Origin of the sequence: Micromonospora mangrovicola (assembly GCF_047200535.1) — a bacterium.
In the GTDB taxonomy this organism is placed as follows: Bacteria; Actinomycetota; Actinomycetes; order Mycobacteriales; family Micromonosporaceae; genus Micromonospora.
Genome location: NZ_JBJZOG010000006.1, coordinates 1 through 22,767, shown reverse-complemented (window position 1 = coordinate 22,767; position 22,767 = coordinate 1). Strand labels below are relative to the sequence as shown.

Sequence of the window (22,767 nt, the reverse complement as noted above, 5' to 3'; positions counted from 1 at the left end):
CGTAGTGGAGGGAACTACATCTGTAGTACGGTGGCGGCATGGGGATGCGTGCGGCGGTGGTCGGCGGGGGAGTCGGTGGGCTCGCGGCGGCGATCGGGCTACGCGCCGCCGGCTGGTCGGTGACCGTCCTGGAGCGGTCCGCGGCGCTCCCGGAGACCGGCACCGGGCTCGGCATCTGGCCCGGCGCGATGCGCGCCCTGGACACCCTCGGAGTGGGGCAGGAGGTGCGGCGGCGGGGGCGCCGGCAGGCCAGCGGCGGGATCCTGCGCCCGGACGGCAGCCGCATCGCCACCATCGACGTGGACCGGCTGGAGCGGCGGCACGGTGAGCCGGTGCACCTGGTCACCCGCCCGGCGCTGCTCGCCGTCCTGGCCGGCGCGCTGCCCGCTCCGGTGCTGCGCCTCGCCGCCCCGGTCGCCGACCCGGCCGACCTGGTCGAGGCGTACGACCTGGTGGTCGGGGCGGACGGGATCGGCAGCGTGGTGCGGGCCGCGCTGCACGGTGACCGCTACCCGCTGCGCTACGCCGGCACCGTGGCCTGGCGCGGGGTGGCCGACATCGAGGTCCCGGCCGGCGGGGAGACCTGGGGGCGGGGGCGCAAGTTCGGCCTCACCCCGGCGGGCTCCGGGCGGACCAACTGGTACGCGGCCGTCGCGCTCCCCGAGGGCCGTCCCGCGCCCGCCGACGACGTCGCCGAGCTGCGCCGCCTCTTCGGCGACTGGCACCAGCCGATCCCGCGGCTGCTGGACGCGCTGACCCCGGACGGCATCCTGCGCCACGAGGTCCGCGACCTCACCCCCCTGCCGTCCTACGTGTCCGGTCGGGTGGCCCTGCTCGGCGACGCCGCCCACGCCATGACGCCCGATCTCGGGCAGGGCGCCTGCCAGGCGCTGATCGACGCGGTGGCGCTGGCCGGCTGCCTCCGCGGCGCCGGCGACGTCCCGGCCGCGCTGCGCGCGTACGACCGGCGGCGGCGTCGGCCGACCCAGCGGATCGCCGCGGCGGCCCGGTGGGCGGGTCGGCTCTCCCAGGCCCGCCGGCTCCTGCCGGCACGGGACGCGGCGCTCCGGCTCGCGCTGGCCGCCGGCCCGCCCGCCTGAGCCGTCGGGCGGGCCGGTGCGGTCGGAGCCCCGCCCGGCCAGGTGACCTGGCCCACAAACAATACGAACCGGTTCCGTATCGAAACGCCCTCGCCTACGCTCGGCAACGTTACGAGTCTGCCCCGTTTCGTATTTCGACGCGGGTGAGCCGGGGGGAGAACCGGACATGGAGCCGCACGAGAACACCGGACACCCGAGGAGGTGGGCGATCCTGGGGGTGCTGGTGATCAGCCTCCTCGTGGTCGTCCTCGACAACACGATCCTCAACGTCGCCCTGCGTACCCTCGCCGACCCGGTGCACGGCCTCGGGGCCAGCCAGGGCGAGCTGGAGTGGGCGATCAACTCCTACACCCTGGTCTTCGCCGGCCTGCTGTTCACCTTCGGCGTGCTCGGCGACCGGCTCGGTCGCAAGCGCTTCCTGCTCGTCGGCCTGACCCTGTTCGGGCTGGCCTCGCTGCTGTCCGCGTACGCCCACGACCCGGGGCAGCTGATCGCGGCCCGCGCGCTGATGGGGGTCGGCGGCGCGGCCATCATGCCGGTCACCCTCTCGATCATCTCCAACGTCTTCGACCCGCGGGAGCGGGCCCGGGCGATCGGCGTCTGGGCCGGTGCGGTCGGCCTCGCCGTGGCCATCGGCCCGGTCCTCGGCGGCGCGCTGCTGGAGCACTACTGGTGGGGCTCGGTCTTCCTGATCAACGTGCCGGTGGTGGCGCTCGGCGTGGTCCTGGTCGCCGCGTTGGTGCCGGAGTCGCGCGACCCGCGTCCCGGCCGGGTGGACCTGCCCGGCGTGCTGCTCTCCGTGGTCGGCCTGGTCGCCCTGACCTACGGCATCATCGACGGCGGCGAGCACGGCTTCGACCGGCTGCCGGTCTGGGCCGCGATCGCCGGCGGCGTCGCCGTGCTGGCCTGGTTCGTCGCCCACGAGCTGCGCAGCGACCACCCGTCGCTGGACGTCCGGCTGTTCCGGGTGCCCCGGTTCGCCGCCCCGGTGGCGATGGTCGGGCTGGTCTTCTTCGCCGCGATGGGCGTGATGTTCTTCGGGGCGTTCTACCTCCAGCTGGTCCGCGGCTACAGCCCGCTGGAGAGCGGCCTGCTCTTCCTGCCGTTCGCGGTCGCCCAGCTCGTCTTCGCCCCGCGCAGCGCCGCCATGGTCCGCCGCTACGGCGGCCGGGCCGTCTCCGCCGTCGGCCTGCTGCTCACCGCCGTCGCGCTGGGCGCGTTCGTCCTCATCGACGCGGACACGCCGATCTGGATCTTCTCGGCGCTGGGCTTCGTCCAGGGCGCCGGGATGGCCAACATCATGCCGCCGGCCACGGAGTCAATCATGTCGGCGCTGCCCCGGGAGAAGGCCGGCGTCGGCTCGGCGGTCAGCAACACCGTCCGCCAGGTGGCCGGCGCGCTCGGCGTGGCGGTGCTCGGCTCGGTGCTCTCCGCCGTCTACCGCAACGAGGTGACCCCGGCCCTGTCCGGCCTGCCCACCCCGGCGCACGAGGCGGCCCGCGAGTCGATCTCCGGCGCGTACGCGGTCGCCGACCGGCTCGGCCCCGCGGCACCGCAGCTCATCGCGGCGGCCAACGATTCGTTCGTCTCGGCGATGCACTGGGCGGCAGTGATCTCCGCCCTGGTGGCCGCCCTCGGCATCGTCATCGTGCTCCGCTGGATGCCGGGCCGGCCGCTGATCGTGACCGAGACCCGGCCGGCCTCCGAGCGGGAGCTGGCCGGGACCCCGTAGGTTCGGCGACAATGTCCGACATGAGTACCCACGCCGACGCTCCGCGGTCGCCCGGTCGACCGCGGAGCGTCCGCGCGGACGAGGCCATCGTGCAGGCCGCCCTCGACCTGCTGGCCGAGGGGAGCACCATCGAGGCGCTCTCCATCGAGGCGATCGCCGCCCGCGCCGGCGTCGGCAAGGCCACCATCTACCGCCGCTGGCCGGGCAAGGACGCGTTGCTGCTCGACGCGCTGCGCACCCTCAAGGGGACCCCGCCACAACCGGCCGGCCACTCCGTCCGCGACGACCTGGTGCTGCTGGTCGGCGGGATCGGGCACAACGTCGACCCGCGGGCCGCCAAGATCATGCCGTGTCTGGTGCCCGAGGTGAACCGCAGCCCGGTCCACTTACAGCTCTACCGGAGCATGGTCGAGCCGCGCCGCAAGCTGATGCGGCAGGTGCTCCAGCGCGGGATGCGCGCCGGCGAACTCCGCGCCGACCTCGACATCGACCTGGCAATGGCGCTGCTGAGCGGGCCGATGCTGATGCAGCGGCTGCTGCGCTGGCAGCCCGAACTGGACGACAAGCTCCTGCCGGAGCGGATCGTCGACGGCGTGCTGGACGGCCTCCGGGTGCGCTGACCGTCAGCGCGGCCCCGGGTCGAGCAGCCGGATGAGCTCGGTGGGCGCCGGGAAGCGTGTCCGGCCCGAGGTCCTGCACGCCGACCGGGGCTCGTCGATGACCTCGAAACCCGTCGCCCCGCCGCTCCGGCGCGATCGTCCGGGCCGCGGCGAGGGACCGGGCCGGCGCCGTCTCCCGGGCGGGCCCGGCCAACCGCTTCGCGAGGTCGGTGAGCAAGCCCGCCCGGGTGACCGGGTCCTACCGGACGGCTCAGCCGGCGGGCGTACGCAGGCGGTGCAGGCGGAGGGCGAGCTGGACCTCCAGGGCCCGCTCCGGCTTCTGCCAGTCCGCGCCGAGCAGCTGCCCCACCCGCTCCAGCCGCTGGGTCACCGTGTTCACGTGCACGTGCAGCAGCTCCGCCGCCCGGGCCAGGCTGCCCCCCACCCCGAAGTACGCCTCCAGGGTCTTGACCAGGGCGGTGCCGCGCCGGGCGTCGTAGTCCACCACCGGGCCGACGGTCGCGGTGAGGAACCGGGCCACGTCCCGGTCGCCCGAGTCGCCGACCGCGCCCAGCAGCAGCCCGACGAAGCCCAGCTCGGCGGTGCTCGCCCCCTGCCCGGCCCGGCCCAGCGCCCCCAGCGCGGTCAGGCAGCGCTCCGCCTCGGTGAACGTGGTGGCCAGCGACGCCGGGCCCGTCGAGGGCCCGCTCGCCCCGGCGGTCACCGGCCGGCCGGTCACCCGGGACAGGTCCCGGGCCACCGCCCGGGCCGCCCCGCCCGCGTCGCCGCCGGGCATCATCAGCACCACCCGGCCGTCCCGCGCCGCCGCCAGCCCGCCCCGGGTCGAGGCGTACGTGGTGGCCCAGGAGAGCACCCGCTGCCGGGCCGAGCCGGTCGCGGCGATCGCGTCGTCGCCGACCGCCACCAGCACGTGCGGGGCGTCCAGGTCCACTCCGAGCCGGCGGGCCCGGCTGCGCAGCGCGTCGGCGTCCCGCAACGGCCGGGCGATCAGGTCGTCCAGCAGCTCGCCCCGGACCCGCCCCTCCGCCTCGGCCACGGTCCGCCGGAACAGCAGCAGCAACGCGGTGACCAGCGCGGCCCGCTCCAGGATCCGCTGGTCGGCGTCGACCAGCTCGCCGTCCGGGCGCAGCACCAGCGCGCCCAGGTTCTCCGCGCCGGCCACCACCGCGGCGTACCAGAGCGGACCGCGGCGGACGCTGCGTCCCTCGGTCCGGGACGCGGCCACCGCCTCCACGATGTCCGCCCGGTCGGGTTCCTCGATCTCGCCCACCCGGGCCAGCCGCCGCCCCTCGGCGTCCAGCGCCAGCAGCGCCCCGCCGAGCACGTCGGTGACCGCCGCCGCCACGTCCTCCATGCCGCCGCCGCGCACCACCAGGGCGGTCATCCGGTCGTGGGCGGCGGCGGCCCGCTCCACCGAGCTGCTGTGCGCCCGGATCGTGCTGTTCGCCGCCGAAAGCTCCTCCAACGCCGAGCGGGTCTCCGCCAGCAGCCGGGCGGTGTCGATCGCCACCGCAGCGTGCGCGGCCAGGGAGACCAGCAGCGACACCTCCTCCCGGGCGAACGGCCGGGCCGAGCGGTTGGCCGCATACAGCACGCCGATCACGCTGGAGCCGAGCCGCAGCGGCACGCCGAGGATCGCCACCAGGCCCTCCTCGCCCACCCCGCCGTCGATCTCCCCGGTGTGCCGGAACCGGTCGTCCTCCTGGTAGTTGGAGGTGACGTACGGGGTGCCCGTCTGCGCCACCAGGCCGCCGAGACCGTCGCCCATCTCCAGCCGCAGCCGCTGGAACCGGGCCGAGATCGAGCCGTCGGTGACCCGCATGTACGTGTCGCCGCGCTCGTCGTCGTTGAGCGTCATGTACGCCACGTCGGTGCCGAGCAGGATCCTCGCCCGGTGCACGATCGCCCGCAGCACGTCGTCCAGGTCGCGCAGCCCGGCCAGATCGCTGGCCGTGTCGTACAGGCCGGACAGCTCGGTCTCCCGCCGGCGCCGCCGCTCCAGCAGCGCGCGGACCCGCAGCGCCACCACCTTGGCCTGCTCCAGCTCGGCGAGCCGCTCGGCGGGCAGACCGGCGGCCCGGGCCGCCACCAGCGGTCCCTCGAACTCGACCGCGGCGGCCTCCCGGGCCAACAGTTCCAGGAACTCGACCGGCGACGACATGACCGACATTGTGCGCGGGGCCACTAGTTGGCCGTCCAGCCCCCGTCGAGGGCGATCGAGGCGCCGGTGATGAACGCGGCCGGCGGCGAGCACAGGTACGCCACCAGCTCCGCCACCTCCTCCGGCTCGATCAGCCGCTTGATCGCCGCCCGGGCCAGCATGATCTTCTCGACGACCTCGTCCTCGCCGATGCCGTGGGTGGCCGCCTGGTCCGCGATCTGGCTCTCCACCAGGGCGGTCCGCACGTACGCCGGGTTGATGCAGTTGGCCGTCACCCCGTGCGCGGCGCCCTCCAGTGCGACCACCTTCGACAGCCCCTCGAGGGCGTGCTTCGCCGACACGTAGGCAGCCTTGTACGGCGAGGCGCGCAGCCCGTGCACCGAGGAGATGTTGACGATCCGGCCCCAGTTGTTGGCGTACATGTGCGGCAGCGCCCGGCGGATCAGCAGGAACGGCGCCTCGACCATCACCCGCTGGATGTACTCGAAACGCTCGACGGGGAACTCCTGCACCGGCGCGACGTGCTGGAGGCCGGCGTTGTTCACCACGATGTCCACGTCGGTGTCGATCCGGTCGACCGCGGCCGGGTCGGCGAGGTCGATCCCCTCGGACCGGCCGCCCGCCTCGGCGGCCACCGCCTTGGCCGCCTCCACGTTCCGGTCGACCACCAGCACCGCCGCGCCGGCCGCCGCCAGGCGCAGGGCGCAGGCCCGGCCGATGCCGCTGCCACCACCGGTCACCAGGGCGCTACGACCGGAGAGGTCGACGCGTACGACGTGGGGGACCGCCACGGGTTCTGCCGTCATGGCGCACAAAGCTACGAGTTGTGTGGCCGGCGGCACATGGGGCGACGACACATACTCGACCGCTTCAGTGTGTGGCGCGCACCGCCTGCGGCCGGCCCGGGTGCGGCGGCTCAATCTCGCCGTCCTGTCGGTGGGTGGTGACATGGTGGCTCCGGCCGCCCGCGGCCGGCCCGGCGACCGGGCGGCGTGGGCCGGCCGGACGGACCGGAGGTGGACATGACGGGCGTGGAGCCGACCGGGTCGCCGTCCTTCGAGGCGACGCTGATCCGCTGGTCGGGAACGGGCGGCTGGGTGTTCGCCCCGGTGCCGGCGGCGCACGCGCCGGACGCGGCTGGGCCGTTCGGCCGGGTGCCGGTGACCGCCACCGTCGACGGCCGCGCCTGGTCGACCAGCGTCTGGCGGGACCGGCGGGCCGGCTGGCTGCTGCCCGTGCCGGCCCGGATCCGCGCCGGCAAGGACGACGGGGACCGGGTCGCGGTCACGGTCGAGGTCGACCCGACGCGGCGGTGACGGAGTCGGCCGCGACGGGTGGGCGTGTCCCGCCCGGTGGCCGTCCGGCGGCACCAGTAGGGTGTCGAACACACGTACTGCTGGCGGCTGGGGGAGGGAGACGGCGTGCGGGTGCTGGGCGTCGACCCGGGGCTGACCCGGTGCGGGGTCGGCGTGGTCGAGGGCGTGCCGGGCCGGCCGTGCACCCTGATCGCCTACTACGTCGTCTACACCGACCCGGCCGACGATCTGCCGCTGCGCCTGCTGCACCTGGACCGTTCGCTCACCGACCTGGTCGCCGAGCACCAACCGGACGCGGTCGCCGTGGAGCGGGTGTTCACCCAGCACAACGTCCGCACCGTGATGGGCACCGCCCAGGCCAGCGGGATCGCCGTGCTCGCCGGGGCGCGGGCCGGACTGCCCGTGCAGACGTACACCCCGAGCGAGGTCAAGGCGGCGGTGACCGGTTCCGGTCAGGCGGACAAGGCGCAGATGACGACCATGGTCACCCGGCTGCTGCGGCTGCCCGAGCCGCCCCGGCCGGCCGACGCCGCCGACGCCCTGGCCCTGGCCATCTGCCACATCTGGCGCGGCGGCACCCGGTCCAAGTTGGCCCTGGCGGCCGAGCGGGCACGACGAGGAGGAGCGCGATGATCGCCAGCGTTCGCGGCACGGTGACCGCGACCGGTCCGGACCACGCCGTGGTGGAGGTGGGCGGCATCGGCCTGGCGGTGCAGTGCGCCCCCGGCACCCTCGCCGAGCTGCGGGTCGGCCAGCCGGCCCGGCTGGCCACCAGCCTGGTGGTCCGGGAGGACTCGCTCACCCTCTACGGCTTCGCCGACGACGACGCCAAGCAGCTGTTCGAGCTGCTCCAGACCGCCAGCGGGGTGGGCCCCCGGCTGGCCCAGGCGGTGCTCGCCGTGCACACCCCGGACGCGGTGCGCAAGGCCATCGCCAACGCCGACACCGCCGCGCTGACCCGGGTGCCCGGTATCGGCAAGAAGGGCGCCGAGCGCCTCGTCCTCGAACTGCGCGACCGGATCGGCCCGGTGCCGGTCGGCTCGGACGGCGCCGCCGGGGTCACCGCGGGCGCCTGGCCGGAGCAGGTCCGCCAGGCCCTGGTCGGGCTGGGCTGGACGGCCGGCCAGGCCGAGCAGGCGGTGGCCGCGGTCGCGGAGACCGTCGACGGCGAGGTGCCGCCCGTGCCGGTCCTGCTCAAGCAGGCCATCCGCCTCCTGGGCCGGACGCGATGAGCGACGACAACCTCGTCTCGGCGTACGTCAGCGACACGGAGCGGGACGCGGAGGCCAGTGTCCGGCCGAAGCGCCTCGACGAGTTCATCGCCCAGCACCGGGTCCGCGACCAGCTCGACCTGCTGCTGCAGGGGGCGATGCGGCGCGGTTCCCCGCCCGACCACATCCTGCTCTCCGGGCCACCCGGCCTCGGTAAGACCACCCTGGCCAACATCGTCGCCGCCGAGCTGGGCTCGGGGATCCGGGTGACCAGCGGCCCGGCGATCGAGCGTTCCGGCGACCTGGCCGCGATCCTGACCAGCCTCACCGAGGGCGACGTCCTGTTCATCGACGAGATCCACCGGATCGCCAAGCCGGCCGAGGAACTGCTCTATAGCGCGATGGAGGACTTCCGGGTCGACGTGGTGGTCGGCAAGGGGCCGGGGGCCACCGCCATCCCGCTCGACGTCGAGCCGTTCACCCTGATCGGCGCGACCACCCGGTCCGGCCTGCTCACCGGCCCGATGCGGGACCGGTTCGGCTTCGTCGCCCACCTCGACTTCTACGCCCCGGCCGACCTGGAATCGCTGCTGCGCCGCTCGGCGCGGATCCTCGGCGTGCCGATCACCGATGAGGGCGCGGCGGAGATCGCCGGACGCTCCCGGGGCACGCCCCGGATCGCCAACCGGCTGCTGCGCCGGGTGCGCGACTTCGCCGAGGTCCGGGCCGAGGGCGTGGTCACCCTGGAGACCGCGCGGGCCGCCCTGACCGTGTACGACGTCGACGCCCTCGGGCTGGACCGGCTGGACCGCGCGGTGCTGACCGCGCTGGTGGACTCGTTCCGGGGTGGCCCGGTCGGGCTCTCCACCCTCGCGGTGGCGGTGGGGGAGCAGTCGGACACGGTGGAGGAGGTCTGCGAGCCGTTCCTGGTACGGGCCGGCCTGCTGGCCCGTACGCCCCGGGGGCGGGTCGCCACCGAGGCCGCCTGGCACCACCTGGGGCGTACACCGCCGAATGGTACATTTGCCTCGGATGCCCCTCCCGCGCCCGATCTGTTCTCGGTGCCGACCGATCAGCCGTGATCCGAACGTGATCTGTGCCGCATTCGGTGTTCCCAGGAGCAGGGACTAGACTTCGCCGCGGTCTGTACAGGACGTGAGAATCCGCCTCCGCTCCGGCGCCCACGGGGTCGTGCGGAGGCCAATGGGAAGGTCGACAACCGTGCTTTACGCAGCAGCGAGTGGCGGGGGAGCCGGCGGTCTGACGCCGATCCTCATGATCGCTCTGCTCTTCGGCGTCATGTACTTCATGATGATCCGCCCCCAGCAGAAGCGGCGCCGGGAGGCCGAGCAGATGCAGTCCGCGCTCGCCCCGGGCGACGAGGTGGTCACCATCGGCGGGCTCTACGGCACGGTCACCGACGTGGAGGACGAGAGCGTCCTGCTCGAGGTGGCCCCGGGCGTGCAGACCCGGTTCGCCCGCCCGGCGATCGCCCGCGTGGTCACCCGGGCCGAGCGCCCGGAGGCCGAGACGATCACCGAGGAAGCCGAGTCGGTCAAGGAGTGACCGCCGGCCCCGTACGGGGCAGCGGATGCACCGATACAAGTGGATAGTTGGGTCGGCGTCCGACGCCGACACGCGTACCTTCCGCCCGACGCCGCCGCGTCGCGGGCTGGGAGGCGTGTCGGCCGGTGACGTCGACCCGCCAGAGCAGTCGGGCGGACACCCCCGGCCCGACTTCGTCGCCGCTGCCCAGCGGCGCGACCGTACAGGGAGACAAGACAGCCGTGGCACCACCTCAGGGACAGATGCGCCCCGGACGGCAGCTCGCCGTGCTCGGGCTCATCTTCGTCGTCCTCTATCTCTTGGTGTTCTTCTCCGGCGGCGCCAGCGGTGGCTGGAAGGATCGGTTGGAGCCCCGGCTCGGCCTGGACCTGATCGGCGGCACCCGGCTGACGCTCGAGGCCACCAACAGCCTGGACGGCAAGCCCCCGACCGCCGCCAACCTCGAGGAGGCGCGCCAGATCATCGAGAGCCGGGTCAACGCGTACGGCGTGGCCGAGGCCGAGGTGGTCACCGAGGGCAACCGGAACATCGTCATCTCCCTGCCCGGTGAGAACCGGGACCTGACCAACGTCGGCAGCGCCGCCGAGCTGCGCTTCCGCAAGGTCCTCAAGGCCACCGACGGCAGCGGCGCGGTCGCCGCCCCGGCGCCGAGCCCGAGCGCGAGCGCCACCCCGGCCCCGTCCGGCAGCGCGACGCCGAAGCCGTCCGGCAGCGCCTCGCCGAAGGCCAGCGGTGGCGCCAAGGCCACCGCGTCGCCGAGCGCGGGCGGTCAGGGCGGGATGGCCCCGGCGCCGAGCGCCAGCGCCGCGCCCACCCCGTCGGCCTCGGCCAGCGCCGCGCCGAGCCCGAGCGCCAGCGTGGAGCCGGTGCCGCAGAGCGTCGAGCAGCAGCGCAAGGTCGTCGAGCAGAAGGTCGGTCCGGCCGCCTGGGCCGCCGCCTCCGGCCTGACGGCCCCGGCCGACCTCACGGCCGACCCGTCGCTGGCCGAGAAGCTCAAGCCGTTCGCCGCGCTCTCCCCGGAGGAGATCGCGGTGCTGCCGGTCGACATGCAGTTCAACGTGCCGACGATCAGCTGCGCTCAGCTCGACAAGCGGCCTGCGGCGTCGATCAAGGACGAGAAGCAGAAGGCGGTGGCCTGCGAGGCCGGCGCCAAGTACCTGCTCGACGTGGCGAAGGTGCTCGGCACCGATGTCAAGGACGCCAACGCCGTGCTCGACCAGACCAGCTCCTGGGTGGTCAGCCTGAAGTTCACCGGCAAGGGTCAGGAGAGGTGGACCGCGCTGACCCGCGAGGCCTACAACAACGAGGGTCAGGCCTGCGACCAGACCGCGCTCGGCCAGGACGGCAAGTGCCGCGTCGCGGTGGTCCTGGACAACGAGATCGTCTCCTCCCCGGAGATCCAGGGCGTGCTGACCGGTGACTCCCAGATCACCGGCAGCTTCAACAGCAAGAGCGCGAACGCGCTGGCCAGCCAGCTGCGCTACGGCGCGCTGCCGGTGACCTTCGTTCCGCAGGAGCAGCAGAACGTCACCGCGACCCTGGGTTCCAGCCACCTCCAGGCGGGCCTGCTCGCGGCCGGCATCGGCATGCTGCTGGTCATCATCTACTCGTTCTTCTACTACCGGCTGCTCGGCTCGGTCATCTTCCTCAGCCTGGTGCTGTCCGGCCTGCTGGTCTTCGGCGCGCTGGTGGTGCTGGGCCGGTCGATCGGCTTCACCCTCACCCTCGCCGGCATCGCCGGCATGATCGTCTCACTCGGTGTGGCGGCGGACTCGTTCGTCATCTACTTCGAGCGGCTCAAGGACGAGATCCGCGAGGGACGCAGCCCGCGCAGCGCGGTGCCGCGAGCGTGGGTCCGGGCCCGCCGGACGATCATCTCGGCGAACGCCATCACCCTGATGTCGGCCGTGGTGCTCTACATCGTCTCGGTCGGCGCGGTGAAGGGCTTCGCCTTCGCGCTCGGCCTGGCGACCGTCCTCGACCTGGTCGTCGTCTTCCTCTTCCGTCACCCGATCATGACGATGTTCGCCCGGACCCGGGCGTTCCTGTCCCCGCGGGTCAGCGGTCTCGGCCGGGCCCTGCCGGCCCGGTCGGCCGAGCAGGGCGCCGCCCGCAACCCGCGCGTCAAGGAGGCCTGAGATGGCTAAGTCTGGTCTGGCCGCCCGGCTCTACCGGGGCGAGGCCGATGTCAACATCGTCGGCCGGCGCAAGCTGTGGTTCACCGTCGCCGGCGTGCTGGTGCTGATCGCCGTGTTCAGCTTCGCGTTCCGGGGCTTCAGCCTCGGCATCGAGTTCGCGGGCGGCAACTCCTTCCAGGTGCCGGCAAGTGTCGGCACGATGGCCCAGGCCGAGGAGAAGGTCAACGCGGCGCTGAAGTCCGACGGCGGCGGCGCCGAGGTGGTCACCGCGCAGAAGGTCGGCAGCACCAGCGGCCAGTACTACGAGCTGCGCACCTCGCAGCTCAGCGCGGACCAGGCCAACGCGGTCAAGACCAAGATGGCCCAGGAGTTCGGCATCCAGCCGAACCAGATCAGCGGCAGCCAGGTCTCCGAGGCATGGGGCAGCCAGGTCACCTCGCGCGCGCTGCTCGGTCTGCTGATCTTCATCGCGGTGGTGGCGATCTACCTGGTCCTGCGCTTCGAGTGGCGGATGGCGGTCGCCTCGATCGCCTCGCTGCTCACCAACCTGGTCCTCACCGCCGGCATCTACTCGCTGGTCGGCTTCGAGGTGACCCCGTCGACGATCATCGGCTTCCTCACCATCCTGGGCTTCGCGCTCTACGACGTGGTGGTGGTCTTCGACAAGGTCCAGGAGAACACCCGGGGCATCACCGCGAACAACAACATGACCTACGGCGAGGCGGCCAACCTGGCGCTCAACCAGAGCCTCATGCGGTCGCTGAACACCTCGGTGGTGGCCCTGCTGCCGGTCGGCGGTCTGCTGTTCATCGGGGCGGGCCTGCTCGGCGCCGGTACGCTCAAGGACCTCGGTCTGGTGCTCTTCGTCGGTATGGCCGTCGCGTTCCTGACCTCGATCCTGCTGGCCACCCCGCTGCTGGTGCTGCTGAAGAACCAGGACCCGCGGATCAGCGCGCACAACAAGCGGGTGCTGGCCCGGCGCGGCGCCATCGCCCGGGGCGAGATCGCCCCGAAGGGCGCGGCGAAGTCGGCGAAGTCGGCGCAGGCCGCCCGGGCCGCCGACGAGCCGGTCGACCCGGAGGCGGCGGCCCTCGCCGGCGCCGCGCCGAAGGTGGGCGCGCGGCCGGCCGGCAAGCGCCCCACCGGCGCCCGGGGCGGCCGCCCCGGCGGTGGCGGGGGGAACCGGCCGGGCGGCGCGAAGCGCCGCTGACCGGGTCGGGACAGACCCGGTAGGAATCGACCGGACGGCGTCCGCCATGCTGTGCGAGCGGCATGACGGACGCCGTCGTCGTTCGAAGGGACATGGACGTACCGTGACGGAGACCCACACCACCGGGGTACGGGGAGACAGCGGCCCGCAGGTCGCCCAGTTGGTCGCCAGCCGGGTGCTGGACGTGCCGGACTTTCCCAAGCCCGGGGTCATGTTCAAGGATCTGATGCCGCTCTTCGCCGACGGCGACGTCTTCCGCGAGGTGATCGACGGGATCATCGCGTACCACGGGCGTGACTCGTTCGACGCGGTGGCCGGCATCGAGGCGCGGGGTTTCGTGCTGGCCGCGGCCGTCGCGTACGCCACCGGCGTCGGCGTGGTCCCGGTGCGCAAGGCGGGCAAGCTGCCCCGGGCCACCCACTCGGCCTCCTACGCCCTGGAGTACGGCGAGGCGACCCTGGAGGTGCACCAGGACGCCTTCACCGCCGGCCGCCGGGTCCTGGTGGTGGACGACGTGCTGGCCACCGGCGGCACCGCCGAGGCCACCCTCGACCTGGTCGAGCGGGCCGGCGGTACCGTGGCCGGCTTCACCGTCCTGCTCGAGCTGGGCTTCCTCAAGGGCCGGGAGCGGCTCGCCCCGCGTCCGGTCCATGCCCTGCTGACCGTTTGACCCCGCGGTCCGTCGGACCGACCCGGCGCGGTCCGTCCGGCGGAGCGGCGACGTACCGTGCGTGCGGGTAGCATTGCCCTTTGCTGACCGGGCGGGTGACCGTCCGGGGCGCGACGGCCGGCCGCACGGCCGGCCCGGCGCGCGGCCGCCGGGACCGCGAGGTCCCCGGTGGCCGGGAGCGGACCACGTCGGCCCGGGGTGGTCGACGTGGAACAACGCCGGCCCCTCGGCCGGTTGTACAGGACGTCGGCCGCACGGCCGGCGCATCCCCGGCGAGCGGTGAGGAGGCCGGTGTCCCACGATGTCGTCCCTCCGGTGGAGGGCACGGTGCACCCGACAGGTGACGCGGACGGCTCGGTGACCGAGCGGAACGGCAACCCGCCGGCGCGGGTGACCGGTGCCTCCGGCGGCGGGCCCGACGCGAAGGCGGACGGCGCGGCGGTCGTGGTGCCGATCCGGTCGGACGCCGCGGGCGAGCCGTCGCCCGGTGGTGGGTTCGCCCTCTCGAACGCGCCGACCGGCCGGCGGGTGCGGGCCCGGCTGGCCCGGTTCAACGCCCCGTGGCAGACCTCGCAGGTGAGCGAGGTGCTCGAGCCGCTCATCGCCACCCACCGGGAGAACCACCCCAAGGCCGACGCCCGGCTGTTGCAGCGGGCGTTCGACACCGCCGCGCGCTGGCACTCGGGTCAGTACCGCAAGTCCGGTGACCCGTACATCACCCACCCCCTCGCGGTGGCGACCATCCTGGCCAACCTCGGGATGGACACCACCACCCTGGTCGCGGCGCTGTTGCACGACACGATCGAGGACACCGAGTACACCCTCGACCAGATGCGCGCCGACTTCGGCGGCGAGGTGGCCCTGCTGGTCGACGGCGTCACCAAGCTCGACAAGGTCAAGCTCGGCGACGCGGCCAAGGCGGAGACGATCCGCAAGATGGTCGTGGCCATGGCCAAGGACCCCCGGGTTCTGGTGATCAAGCTGGCCGACCGGCTGCACAACATGCGCACCCTGACCTTCCTGCCCCGTCCGAAGCAGGAGCAGAAGGCCAAGGAGACGCTGGAGATCCTGGCCCCCCTCGCCCACCGCCTCGGTATGAACACCATCAAGTGGGAGCTGGAGGACCTCGCCTTCGGCACCCTGTTCCCGAAGCGGTACGAGGAGATCAACCGCCTGATCGGGGAGCACCAGCCGCAGCGGGAGGCGCTGCTGCGCCAGGTCACCCAGAAGGTGTCGACCGACCTCAAGGCCGCCAAGATCAAGGCGGAGACCACCGGCCGGCCGAAGCACCTCTACTCGATCTACCAGAAGATGATCGTGCGCGGCCGCGACTTCAACGACATCTACGACCTGGTCGGGGTGCGGATCCTGGTCGACACGGTGCGGGACTGCTACGCGGCGCTGGGCGTCATCCACGCCAACTGGCAGCCGGTGCCGGGCCGGTTCAAGGACTACATCGCGATGCCCAAGTTCAACATGTACCAGTCGTTGCACACGACGGTCATCGGGCCCACCGGCAAGCCGGTGGAGATGCAGATCCGCACCTACGCGATGCACCGCACCGCCGAGTTCGGCATCGCCGCGCACTGGAAGTACAAGGAGCACAAGGGCACCCTGGTGGTCGGCCCGCCGGCGCACATCGACGAGATGACCTGGCTGCGCCAGCTGCTGGACTGGCAGCGCGAGGCGGCCGACCCGAGCGAGTTCCTCGACGCGCTCCGGTTCGACCTGTCCAGCCAGGAGGTGTACGTCTTCACCCCGAAGGGTGACGTCATCCCGCTGCCGACCGGGTCGACGCCGGTGGACTTCGCGTACGCGGTGCACACCGAGGTCGGGCACAAGTGCATCGGGGCGCGGGTCAACGGCAAGCTGGTGCCGCTGGAATCGACGCTGTCCAACGGCGACGTGATCGAGATCTTCACCTCGAAGTCCGACACGGCCGGCCCGACGCAGGACTGGCTCGGCTTCGTCAAGAGCCCGCGCGCCCGCACCAAGATCCGCCAGTACTTCAACAAGGAACGGCGCGAGGAGGCGATCGAGGCCGGCAAGGACTCGATCGTCAAGGCGATGCGCAAGCAGGGCATGCCGTTGCAACGGATGCTCACCTCGGACGCGCTGATGGCGATCGCCCGGGACCTGCACCTGGCCGACGTGGCCTCGCTCTACGCGGCGGTCGGCGACAGCCAGGTCTCCGCCCAGTCGGTGGTGCAGAAGCTGATGGCCAGCTACGGCGGCGAGGAGGGCGCGGCGGAGGACATCGCCGAGACCGCCGTCGCCACCCGGCCACCGCGCAGCCGGCAGAGCAGCGCCGACCCCGGGGTGGTGGTCCGCGGCGTCAGCGACGTCTGGATCAAGCTGGCCCGCTGCTGCACCCCGGTCCCGCCGGACGCGGTGTTCGGCTTCGTCACCCGTTCCGGCGGGGTCAGCGTGCACCGGGACGACTGCGCCAACGCGGAGGACCTGCGGGCGCAGGCCGAGCGGGTGGTCGAGGTCAGTTGGAAGCTCACCTCCGCCTCGACGTTCCTGGTGGCGATCCAGGTTGAGGCGCTGGACCGGCACAAGCTGCTTACCGACGTCACCCGGGTGCTCTCCGACGAGCGGGTGAACATCCTCTCCGCGACCGTCACCACCACCCGCGACCGGGTGGCGGTGAGCCGGTTCAGCTTCGAGATGGCCGACCCGAAGCACCTGGGGCACCTGCTTGCCGCGGTCCGCAAGGTCGACGGGGTCTTCGACGCGTACCGGGTCACCTCGGGCGCCTGACACCTTCTCCGAACACCCGAACGAGAAAGCGCCCGCCGGCTCCCAGCCGGCGGGCGCTTCCGCGTGGTGCGGGCGGGTCAGCCGCCCTGGATCTCACTCATCGTCAACTTGTTGATGACGATCTCCTTCTTCGGGTGACCGCCACCGGCCTGCTGGGCGAAGGCGCCGTCGTCCCCCGCCGCCGCGACCTGCTTCACCACGTCCATGCCCTCGGTGATGGTGCCCAGCACGGTGTAGTTCGGGTCGAGCTGGGAGTCGCCGTAGACGATGAAGAACTGGCTGCCGGTGCTGCCCGGCTGACCGGAGTTGGCCATCGCGATGACACCCTCCGGGTAGGGGGGCCGCTTGTCGGTGGGCAGGTTCTCCTCGGCGAAGCCGTAGCCCGGGCCGCCGGTGCCGTCGGTGTCCCGCCAGCCCTTGCCCGTCGCGCTCGGGTCACCGCACTGGAGCACCTTGATGCCCTCGGTGACCAGCCGGTGGCACTTGGTGTTGTCGAAGAAGCCCTTGCTGGCCAGGTAGGTGAAGCTACCCGCGGTGCAGGGCACGTCGTCGCGCTTGATCTTCGCGGTGATCGGCCCCAGGTTGGTGTCGATCGTCATGGTCTGGGTGCCCGTGTCCTCCTGCTGGTTCGGGGGCACGCCGACGTCCTTGACCTGCTTGGAGCGGGCCTCCGTCGGGACCTGCGTGTAGGCGCACTGCGCGTAGCCGTCGGTGCTGGCGGTGTTCTCCTTCTTGTCGTCACCGCCGAGCGACGTGACCAGCCACACCGTCCCGGCCACCACGAGCACCAACGCGGCGACGGCCCCGACGATGGCCTGCGTCTGCCGGCGCTTGCGGGCCTTGGCGGCGCGCTCGGCCATCTCCCGCTCGAGTCGGGCCCGCGCCGCCGCGCGCTGCCGCTCTCTCGTGGACGTCACGGTCACTCCTCCGGGTGTTCTCGGGTGCGGCGTCGCCGCTGCTGCTCAGGGGTGCGGGCCGGGTCAGCCGGCGCTCGGGCTGGCCGCCGGCGGGCCGGTGGCCGACGGGGCGGCGTCCACCTCGCCGACGGTGAGGCTCTGGATCACCACGTCCGTCTTCGGCTTGACCTTGGCCCCACTCCCATTGTCCACGGTCGGCAGGGCACCGATCTTCTCCAGCACGTCCAGCCCGCCGGTGACGTTGCCGATGACCGGGTACTTCGGCTGGGCCGGGTTGAAGTCCTTGAAGAAGATCAGGAACTGGCTGCCGTTGGCGCCCGGCGGGTTCGCGATCATGGCGACCGTGCCCTTCGGGTACGCCGGGGCCGCTCCGGGGGCCGGCGAACTGGACGGGCTCGGCGCCGCCGTGGGGACGTTCTCGTCGTAGAACGAGTACGCCGGGCCGCCGATGCCGGTGCCGCTCGGATCGCCGCAGCGCAGCGCGCCCTCGGTGGTGATCTCGTGGCACTTGGTGTTGTCGTAGAACGACTTGCCGGCCAGGTACGAGATGCTGGCCGCCGCGCATGGTGCCGAGGCGAGGTCCAGTTCGGCGGTGATCGGGGCGCCCTGGTTGGTGGTGACCGTCATCGGCCGGGTGCCCGAGGTCGGCAGGCCGGTGGTGTCCGGGGTGCCGACGTCGCGCAGGTTGGTGTTGGCGCCGGCGTCCTGCGGGGTCCAGAGGCAGACGTCCTCGGCGGCCTTCTTCTCCGGTGTCGAGTCGAACGCGCCGAGCGCCCAGGCCGAACCGACGACGATCAGCGCGAGCACCACGGCGGCGCCGACACCGGCCTGGATCTGCCGGCGGCGCTTGGCGGCCGCCGCCCGCCGGGCGAGCTGCCGGTCGAGCTTGGCGCGCGCCAGTTTGCGCTGTCGGTCCCTGCTGGAAGCCACCCGTGCTCCCCTTCCTCTGCCCTGGTCCTCGCCGGCGTCCGGGCGTGGTTCGCCCGTCGGGTGCGCAGGTGCGCCACGCCACACGCCCGCCAGAGTGTACGGCCACCGGCTGGGAATGTGGTGTACGAGGTCCGGCCTCGATCTATCGGACGTTGTCACTGTGGTCGGCGGGACTGCCGGGACGAGTGGGTCGGCGGAAAGCCGTGGCCGGTGCGACTAGGCTGCTGAGCGGGACGACGACTCGAACGGAAGGGGAGCGGACGTGCTCGTGGCCGGCTTTCCCGCGGACGCCTTCGGCACCAACTGCTATGTGGTGGCGACCGCGCCGGGGGAGCAGTGCGTGGTGGTCGACCCCGGAATCGGGGTCCTCGACCGGCTCGACGCCGTGCTCGCCGAGCACCGCCTGCACCCGGTCGCCGTGCTGCTCACCCACGGCCACCTCGACCACACCTTCTCCGTGGCCCCGGTCTGCGCTGCCCGTGGCATCCCCGCCTACGTCCACCCGGACGACCGCGAGCTGCTGGCCGACCCGGCCAAGGCGCTCTCGATGGATCTCACCCAGCTCTTCGGTGGTCGGCTGCCGTACGCCGAACCGGACGACGTGGCCGAGCTGACCGATGGCGCGACCCTCTCGCTGGCCGGGTTGGAGATCACCGTCGACCACGCCCCCGGCCATACCGGCGGGTCGGTGCTGTTCCGGATGCCCGGCGCCGGCTCGCCCTGGGAGGCCGAGCAGATCTGCCTCTCCGGGGACGTGCTCTTCGCCGGCTCGATCGGCCGCACCGACCTGCCGGGCGGCAGCATGCCCCGCATGCTGTCCAGCCTCCGGGAGAAGGTCCTCCCGCTGGCCGACGACACCGTCGTCCTGCCCGGCCACGGCTCCGCGACCACCATCGGCCGCGAGCGCGCGACCAACCCGTACCTCATCGAGGTGGCGGGGACCGGCGGCGCGCGCCCGGCCGCACCCACCCGCGGCCTGTAGCACCGCCGCGGCCCACGCCCGCACCGCGCGGTCCGCGCGGCACTCAAGGAGTACGCCATGAGCAAGCCCACGCCCATCTCCGGCTTCCCGGAGTGGACGCCCGCCCAGCGGATGATCGAGCAGTTCGTCCTCGACCGGATCCGCGGTACCTTCGAGCTGTACGGCTTCGCCCCGATCGAGACCCGCTCGGTCGAGCCGCTCGACCAGCTGCTGCGCAAGGGGGAGACCTCCAAGGAGGTCTACGTGCTGCGCCGGCTGCACGCCGACCCGGAGGGCGCGACCGGGGACGACGCGCTCGGCCTGCACTTCGACCTGACCGTGCCGTTCGCCCGGTACGTGCTGGAGAACGCCGGCAAGTTGCAGTTCCCGTTCCGCCGCTACCAGATCCAGAAGGCGTGGCGGGGCGAGCGGCCGCAGGAGGGGCGCTACCGGGAGTTCCTCCAGGCCGACATCGACATCGTCGACCGGGACACCCTGCCGGCGCACTACGAGGCCGAGCTGCCGTTGGTGGTCGGGGACGCGCTGCGCGCCCTGCCGATCCCCCCGGTGCGTATCCAGGTCAACAACCGCAAGGTCTGCGAGGGCTTCTACCGGGGCATCGGGCTGACCGACCCGGAGGCGGCGCTGCGCGCGGTCGACAAGCTCGACAAGATCGGCCCGGCGAAGGTGGCCGAGCTGTTGGCGCAGACCGCCGGGGCGAGCGAGGCGCAGGCCAAGGCGTGCCTGGCCCTGGCCGAGATCTCCGCGCCGGACGCCTCCTTCGCCGACGCGGTGCGCGCCCTGGGGGTGAGCCACCCGCTGCTGGACGAGGGCATCGCCGAGCTGACCGCGGTGCTGGAGACCGCCGCGGCGCACGCGCCCGGCCTCTGCGTCGCCGACCTGCGGATCGCCCGGGGGCTGGACTACTACACCGGCACGGTCTACGAGACGCAGATGATCGGCTACGAGCGGTTCGGTTCGATCTGCTCGGGTGGCCGCTACGACAGCCTGGTCAGCGCCGGCGGCGCCACCTACCCCGGGGTGGGCATCTCGATCGGGGTGAGCCGGATGCTCGGCCTGCTCTTCGGCGCGGGCACCCTGTCGGTGTCCCGCAGCGTGCCGACCTGCGTGCTGGTGGCGGTGACGAACGAGGACGAGCGGGCGGCCAGCAACGCGGTGGCCCAGGCGCTGCGCTCGCGGGGCATCCCCACCGAGGTGTCGCCGAGCGCGGCGAAGTTCGGCAAGCAGATCCGGTACGCCGAGCGGCGCGGTATCCCGTACGTCTGGTTCCCCGGCGCGGAGGGCGACCAGGTGAAGGACATCCGCTCCGGCGAGCAGGTGCCGGCCGCGGCGGGGGAGTGGACGCCGCCCCGGGCGGACCTGAAGCCGCTGGTCGGCCCGGCCCCGACTGGCGCCTGACGACGATTCGACCTACGGTGGCGTAACTTACGCCACCGTAGGGAGATCGTCGTGACCGTGCTCAGCCAGACCGCCCTGCTCCACGAACTCGAACCCGTCGTGGAGAAGAACCTCGACCGGCACCTGTCGCTGGCGAAGGAGTGGTTCCCGCACGAGTACGTGCCGTGGAGCGAGGGGCGGACCTTCGCCGGCCCGCTCGGCGGCGAGCCCTGGTCGGAGGGGGACAGCGCGCTGCCCGACGTGGCCCGGACCGCGCTGATCGTCAACCTGCTCACCGAGGACAACCTGCCCTCGTACCACCACGAGATCGCCACCCTCTTCGGCCGGGACGGGGCGTGGGGGACCTGGGTGCACCGGTGGACCGCCGAGGAGGGGCGCCACGGCACCGCCATCCGCGACTACCTGACGGTGACCCGGGCGGTCGACCCGGTGGCCCTGGAACGGGCCCGGATGGTCCACATGTCGGCGGGCTACCACAACACGCACGGCGACGAGGTGCTGCACTCGCTGGCGTACGTCTCGTTCCAGGAGCTGGCCACCCGGATCTCGCACCGCAACACCGGCAGGGCGACCGGCGACCCGGCCTGTGAGGCGCTGCTGGCCCGGGTGGCGGCCGACGAGAACCTGCACATGGTCTTCTACCGCAACCTGCTCGGCGCGGCGTTCGAGCTGGCGCCGAGCCAGGCGATGCGCGCGGTCGCCGACGTGCTGGCCGACTTCCGGATGCCGGGCGTGGGGATCGAGGGCTTCGCCCGCAAGTCGGTGGCCATCGCCCTGGCCGGCATCTACGACCTGCGCCAGCACCGCGACGAGGTGGTCGTCCCGGTGCTGCGCCAGTGGAACCTGTTCGAGGCGACCGGGCTGGACGCCGACGGCGAAGCCGCCCGAGACCAGATCGCGGCTCACCTCGACGCCCTGGAGTCCCAGGCCGCCCGATTCGAGGAGAAGCGCGCCGCCCGCGCCGCCCGCCTCGTCTCCGCCTGATCCCCACCCGCCCTCAGGCGGGGGCGGGGGTGAGGGGGAGGAGGAGGCAGGTTGATGTGGCGTGGGCGACGAGGCGGTTCTGCGCGTCGGTGAGGCGGGCCTCGGCGAGGGCGGTGCGGCGGCCACGCTGGAGCACACTGCCCTCGCAGCGCAGGGTGCCGCTGGCGACGGTGACCGGGCGGAGGAACTTCACGTTCAGGTCCAGCGAGGTGTAGCCGACGCCGGCCGGCAGCGTGGTGTGCACCGCGCAGGCGGCGGCGGTGTCCAGCAGCGTGGAGATGATGCCGCCGTGCACCGTGCCGAGCGGGTTGTAGTGGAACTCCTGCGGCACCAGTTCGACGGCGACGCGACCCTCGTCCGCCTCCATCCGGCTCATGTCGATCAGGTGCATCACCGGCGGCGCGGCCAGCTCCCCGGCGATCATCGCGCGCAGCAGCTCCAGGCCGCTGCGGCGGCCGATGTGCGCGGCCCCGGCCACCGGGTCGGACCAGGAGAAGGTGCGACTGCGATCCTGCGTCTGCGTCATGGACTCAGCCTCGCAGTGCGTTGCTGAGTCTGTCAATCAGACCTAGCCTGGTCGGCATGAGACCCGCGGCACTGGACTGGTCGGTGGAGAACTGCACCATCGCACGCGCCATGGAGATCCTCGGTGAGCGGTGGACCCTGGTCGTGCTCCGGGAGGTCTTCAACGGCGTACGCCGCTTCGACGACATGCGGGTGCGCACCGGCATCCCCCGGCAGGTGCTCACCAACCGGCTCGCCATGCTGGTCGAGCAGGGGGTGCTGCGCCGGGAGCCCTACCGGGAGCCGGGCAGTCGGGTGCGCCACGAGTACCGGCTCACCGACAAGGGGCTCGACCTGTGGCCGGTGCTGGTGGCGGTGCTCGGCTGGGGCGACCGCTACCTGGCCGACCCGGACGGCTCCCCGCTCGCCGTCAGCCACCGCGACTGCGGGGCCGAGGTCCGGGTCGCGCTGCGCTGCGCGCGGGGGCACGAGTTGACCGACCCGCGCGACGTGCTGCCCCGGCCGGGTCCGGGGGCGCGCCGGCGGGCCTGAGGCGGGACCCGGG

General features: G+C 73.0%; 21 protein-coding genes. 16 read left to right on the top strand and 5 right to left on the bottom strand.

Annotation, left to right across the window (positions count from 1 at the left end):
• The first annotated feature begins 38 nt into the window (after window positions 1-38).
• From ACL02O_RS04060 to ACL02O_RS04050, 3 genes are all read left to right on the top strand, one after another.
• Window positions 39-1,100: an FAD-dependent monooxygenase gene (locus ACL02O_RS04060; protein WP_412816573.1), complete on the top strand. Its 1,062-nt coding sequence runs from the start codon at window positions 39-41 to the stop codon at window positions 1,098-1,100.
• Window positions 1,101-1,266: 166 nt separating this feature from the next.
• Window positions 1,267-2,832 (top strand): MFS transporter, encoded by a 1,566-nt coding sequence (locus ACL02O_RS04055; RefSeq protein ID WP_412816572.1) that lies wholly within the window; start codon window positions 1,267-1,269, stop codon window positions 2,830-2,832.
• Window positions 2,833-2,843: 11 nt separating this feature from the next.
• Window positions 2,844-3,452, top strand: coding sequence for a TetR/AcrR family transcriptional regulator (locus ACL02O_RS04050; RefSeq protein WP_412816571.1), 609 nt, complete (start codon window positions 2,844-2,846; stop codon window positions 3,450-3,452).
• A 250-nt stretch (window positions 3,453-3,702) separates the two neighbouring features.
• Here the strand turns inward: ACL02O_RS04050 and ACL02O_RS04045 are convergent, their stop codons facing one another.
• Together ACL02O_RS04045 and ACL02O_RS04040 are read right to left on the bottom strand one after the other, a co-directional pair.
• Window positions 3,703-5,622 carry a helix-turn-helix domain-containing protein gene (locus ACL02O_RS04045; RefSeq protein ID WP_412816570.1) on the bottom strand — a complete coding sequence of 640 codons (1,920 nt, stop codon included), beginning with the start codon at window positions 5,620-5,622 and terminating at the stop codon, window positions 3,703-3,705.
• A gap of 14 nt (window positions 5,623-5,636) precedes the next feature.
• A complete protein-coding gene (locus ACL02O_RS04040; protein ID WP_412816569.1) occupies window positions 5,637-6,419 on the bottom strand; it encodes a 3-hydroxybutyrate dehydrogenase in 783 nt (260 codons plus the stop codon).
• Between the two features lie 216 nt (window positions 6,420-6,635).
• Here ACL02O_RS04040 and ACL02O_RS04035 point away from each other — a divergent pair, with 216 nt between their 5' ends.
• The 9 genes from ACL02O_RS04035 (at window position 6,636) to ACL02O_RS03995 (ending at window position 16,487) form a co-directional block, all read left to right on the top strand.
• Window positions 6,636-6,929 carry a DUF1905 domain-containing protein gene (locus tag ACL02O_RS04035; protein WP_412816568.1) on the top strand — a complete coding sequence of 98 codons (294 nt, stop codon included), beginning with the start codon at window positions 6,636-6,638 and terminating at the stop codon, window positions 6,927-6,929.
• A 105-nt stretch (window positions 6,930-7,034) separates the two neighbouring features.
• The gene (ruvC, locus tag ACL02O_RS04030) at window positions 7,035-7,562 is read left to right on the top strand and encodes a crossover junction endodeoxyribonuclease RuvC (RefSeq protein ID WP_412816567.1); all 528 of its coding nucleotides are present in this window, start codon (window positions 7,035-7,037) and stop codon (window positions 7,560-7,562) included.
• Window positions 7,559-8,161 (top strand): Holliday junction branch migration protein RuvA, encoded by a 603-nt coding sequence (ruvA, locus tag ACL02O_RS04025; protein WP_412816566.1) that lies wholly within the window; start codon window positions 7,559-7,561, stop codon window positions 8,159-8,161. Before ruvC ends, ruvA begins: the two co-directional genes overlap by 4 nt.
• Complete coding sequence (gene ruvB / locus ACL02O_RS04020; protein WP_412816565.1) at window positions 8,158-9,222, top strand: Holliday junction branch migration DNA helicase RuvB; 1,065 nt, start codon at window positions 8,158-8,160, stop codon at window positions 9,220-9,222. The genes ruvA and ruvB overlap by 4 nt, the downstream gene beginning before the upstream one ends.
• Window positions 9,223-9,361: 139 nt before the next feature.
• Complete coding sequence (gene yajC / locus ACL02O_RS04015; protein ID WP_412816564.1) at window positions 9,362-9,706, top strand: preprotein translocase subunit YajC; 345 nt, start codon at window positions 9,362-9,364, stop codon at window positions 9,704-9,706.
• A gap of 221 nt (window positions 9,707-9,927) precedes the next feature.
• Window positions 9,928-11,844, top strand: coding sequence for a protein translocase subunit SecD (secD, locus tag ACL02O_RS04010; RefSeq protein ID WP_412816563.1), 1,917 nt, complete (start codon window positions 9,928-9,930; stop codon window positions 11,842-11,844).
• A 1-nt stretch (window position 11,845) separates the two neighbouring features.
• The gene (gene secF / locus ACL02O_RS04005; RefSeq protein WP_412816562.1) at window positions 11,846-13,054 is read left to right on the top strand and encodes a protein translocase subunit SecF; all 1,209 of its coding nucleotides are present in this window, start codon (window positions 11,846-11,848) and stop codon (window positions 13,052-13,054) included.
• Between the two features lie 103 nt (window positions 13,055-13,157).
• Entirely contained in the window at window positions 13,158-13,724 is a 567-nt protein-coding gene (locus ACL02O_RS04000; RefSeq protein WP_412816561.1) for an adenine phosphoribosyltransferase, read from the top strand.
• 315 nt (window positions 13,725-14,039) lie between these two features.
• Window positions 14,040-16,487 carry a RelA/SpoT family protein gene (locus tag ACL02O_RS03995; protein ID WP_412816681.1) on the top strand — a complete coding sequence of 816 codons (2,448 nt, stop codon included), beginning with the start codon at window positions 14,040-14,042 and terminating at the stop codon, window positions 16,485-16,487.
• 77 nt (window positions 16,488-16,564) lie between these two features.
• Here ACL02O_RS03995 and ACL02O_RS03990 read toward each other — a convergent pair whose 3' ends face one another.
• A complete protein-coding gene (locus ACL02O_RS03990; protein ID WP_412816560.1) occupies window positions 16,565-17,404 on the bottom strand; it encodes a peptidylprolyl isomerase in 840 nt (279 codons plus the stop codon).
• A 63-nt stretch (window positions 17,405-17,467) separates the two neighbouring features.
• On the bottom strand, window positions 17,468-18,334 hold the full coding sequence (locus ACL02O_RS03985) for a peptidylprolyl isomerase (protein WP_412816559.1): 867 nt from the start codon (window positions 18,332-18,334) through the stop codon (window positions 17,468-17,470).
• A gap of 262 nt (window positions 18,335-18,596) precedes the next feature.
• Here ACL02O_RS03985 and ACL02O_RS03980 point away from each other — a divergent pair, with 262 nt between their 5' ends.
• The 3 genes from ACL02O_RS03980 to ACL02O_RS03970 are packed head-to-tail and all read left to right on the top strand — an operon-like array spanning window position 18,597 to window position 21,698.
• Window positions 18,597-19,316: an MBL fold metallo-hydrolase gene (locus tag ACL02O_RS03980; RefSeq protein ID WP_412816558.1), complete on the top strand. Its 720-nt coding sequence runs from the start codon at window positions 18,597-18,599 to the stop codon at window positions 19,314-19,316.
• A 57-nt stretch (window positions 19,317-19,373) separates the two neighbouring features.
• On the top strand, window positions 19,374-20,714 hold the full coding sequence (gene hisS / locus ACL02O_RS03975) for a histidine--tRNA ligase (protein ID WP_412816557.1): 1,341 nt from the start codon (window positions 19,374-19,376) through the stop codon (window positions 20,712-20,714).
• Between the two features lie 51 nt (window positions 20,715-20,765).
• On the top strand, window positions 20,766-21,698 hold the full coding sequence (locus ACL02O_RS03970; RefSeq protein WP_412816556.1) for an acyl-ACP desaturase: 933 nt from the start codon (window positions 20,766-20,768) through the stop codon (window positions 21,696-21,698).
• 13 nt (window positions 21,699-21,711) lie between these two features.
• Here the strand turns inward: ACL02O_RS03970 and ACL02O_RS03965 are convergent, their stop codons facing one another.
• Window positions 21,712-22,224, bottom strand: coding sequence for a PaaI family thioesterase (locus tag ACL02O_RS03965; RefSeq protein ID WP_412816555.1), 513 nt, complete (start codon window positions 22,222-22,224; stop codon window positions 21,712-21,714).
• A gap of 56 nt (window positions 22,225-22,280) precedes the next feature.
• On the opposite strand from ACL02O_RS03965, the gene ACL02O_RS03960 reads away from it, so the two are divergent.
• Complete coding sequence (locus ACL02O_RS03960; RefSeq protein WP_412816554.1) at window positions 22,281-22,754, top strand: winged helix-turn-helix transcriptional regulator; 474 nt, start codon at window positions 22,281-22,283, stop codon at window positions 22,752-22,754.
• The last annotated feature ends 13 nt before the right edge of the window (window positions 22,755-22,767 follow it).

What these genes read in the sequence shown, in the direction of transcription:
- ACL02O_RS04060 (WP_412816573.1), top strand. Translation starts at nt 39, where the DNA reads ATGGGGATGCGTGCGGCGGTGGTCGGCGGGGGAGTCGGTGGGCTCGCG.
- ACL02O_RS04055 (WP_412816572.1), top strand. Translation starts at nt 1,267, where the DNA reads ATGGAGCCGCACGAGAACACCGGACACCCGAGGAGGTGGGCGATCCTG.
- ACL02O_RS04050 (WP_412816571.1), top strand. Translation starts at nt 2,844, where the DNA reads ATGTCCGACATGAGTACCCACGCCGACGCTCCGCGGTCGCCCGGTCGA.
- ACL02O_RS04045 (WP_412816570.1), bottom strand. Translation starts at nt 5,622, where the DNA reads ATGTCGGTCATGTCGTCGCCGGTCGAGTTCCTGGAACTGTTGGCCCGG.
- ACL02O_RS04040 (WP_412816569.1), bottom strand. Translation starts at nt 6,419, where the DNA reads ATGACGGCAGAACCCGTGGCGGTCCCCCACGTCGTACGCGTCGACCTC.
- ACL02O_RS04035 (WP_412816568.1), top strand. Translation starts at nt 6,636, where the DNA reads ATGACGGGCGTGGAGCCGACCGGGTCGCCGTCCTTCGAGGCGACGCTG.
- ruvA (WP_412816566.1), top strand. Translation starts at nt 7,559, where the DNA reads ATGATCGCCAGCGTTCGCGGCACGGTGACCGCGACCGGTCCGGACCAC.
- ruvB (WP_412816565.1), top strand. Translation starts at nt 8,158, where the DNA reads ATGAGCGACGACAACCTCGTCTCGGCGTACGTCAGCGACACGGAGCGG.
- secF (WP_412816562.1), top strand. Translation starts at nt 11,846, where the DNA reads ATGGCTAAGTCTGGTCTGGCCGCCCGGCTCTACCGGGGCGAGGCCGAT.
- hisS (WP_412816557.1), top strand. Translation starts at nt 19,374, where the DNA reads ATGAGCAAGCCCACGCCCATCTCCGGCTTCCCGGAGTGGACGCCCGCC.
- ACL02O_RS03965 (WP_412816555.1), bottom strand. Translation starts at nt 22,224, where the DNA reads ATGACGCAGACGCAGGATCGCAGTCGCACCTTCTCCTGGTCCGACCCG.
- ACL02O_RS03960 (WP_412816554.1), top strand. Translation starts at nt 22,281, where the DNA reads ATGAGACCCGCGGCACTGGACTGGTCGGTGGAGAACTGCACCATCGCA.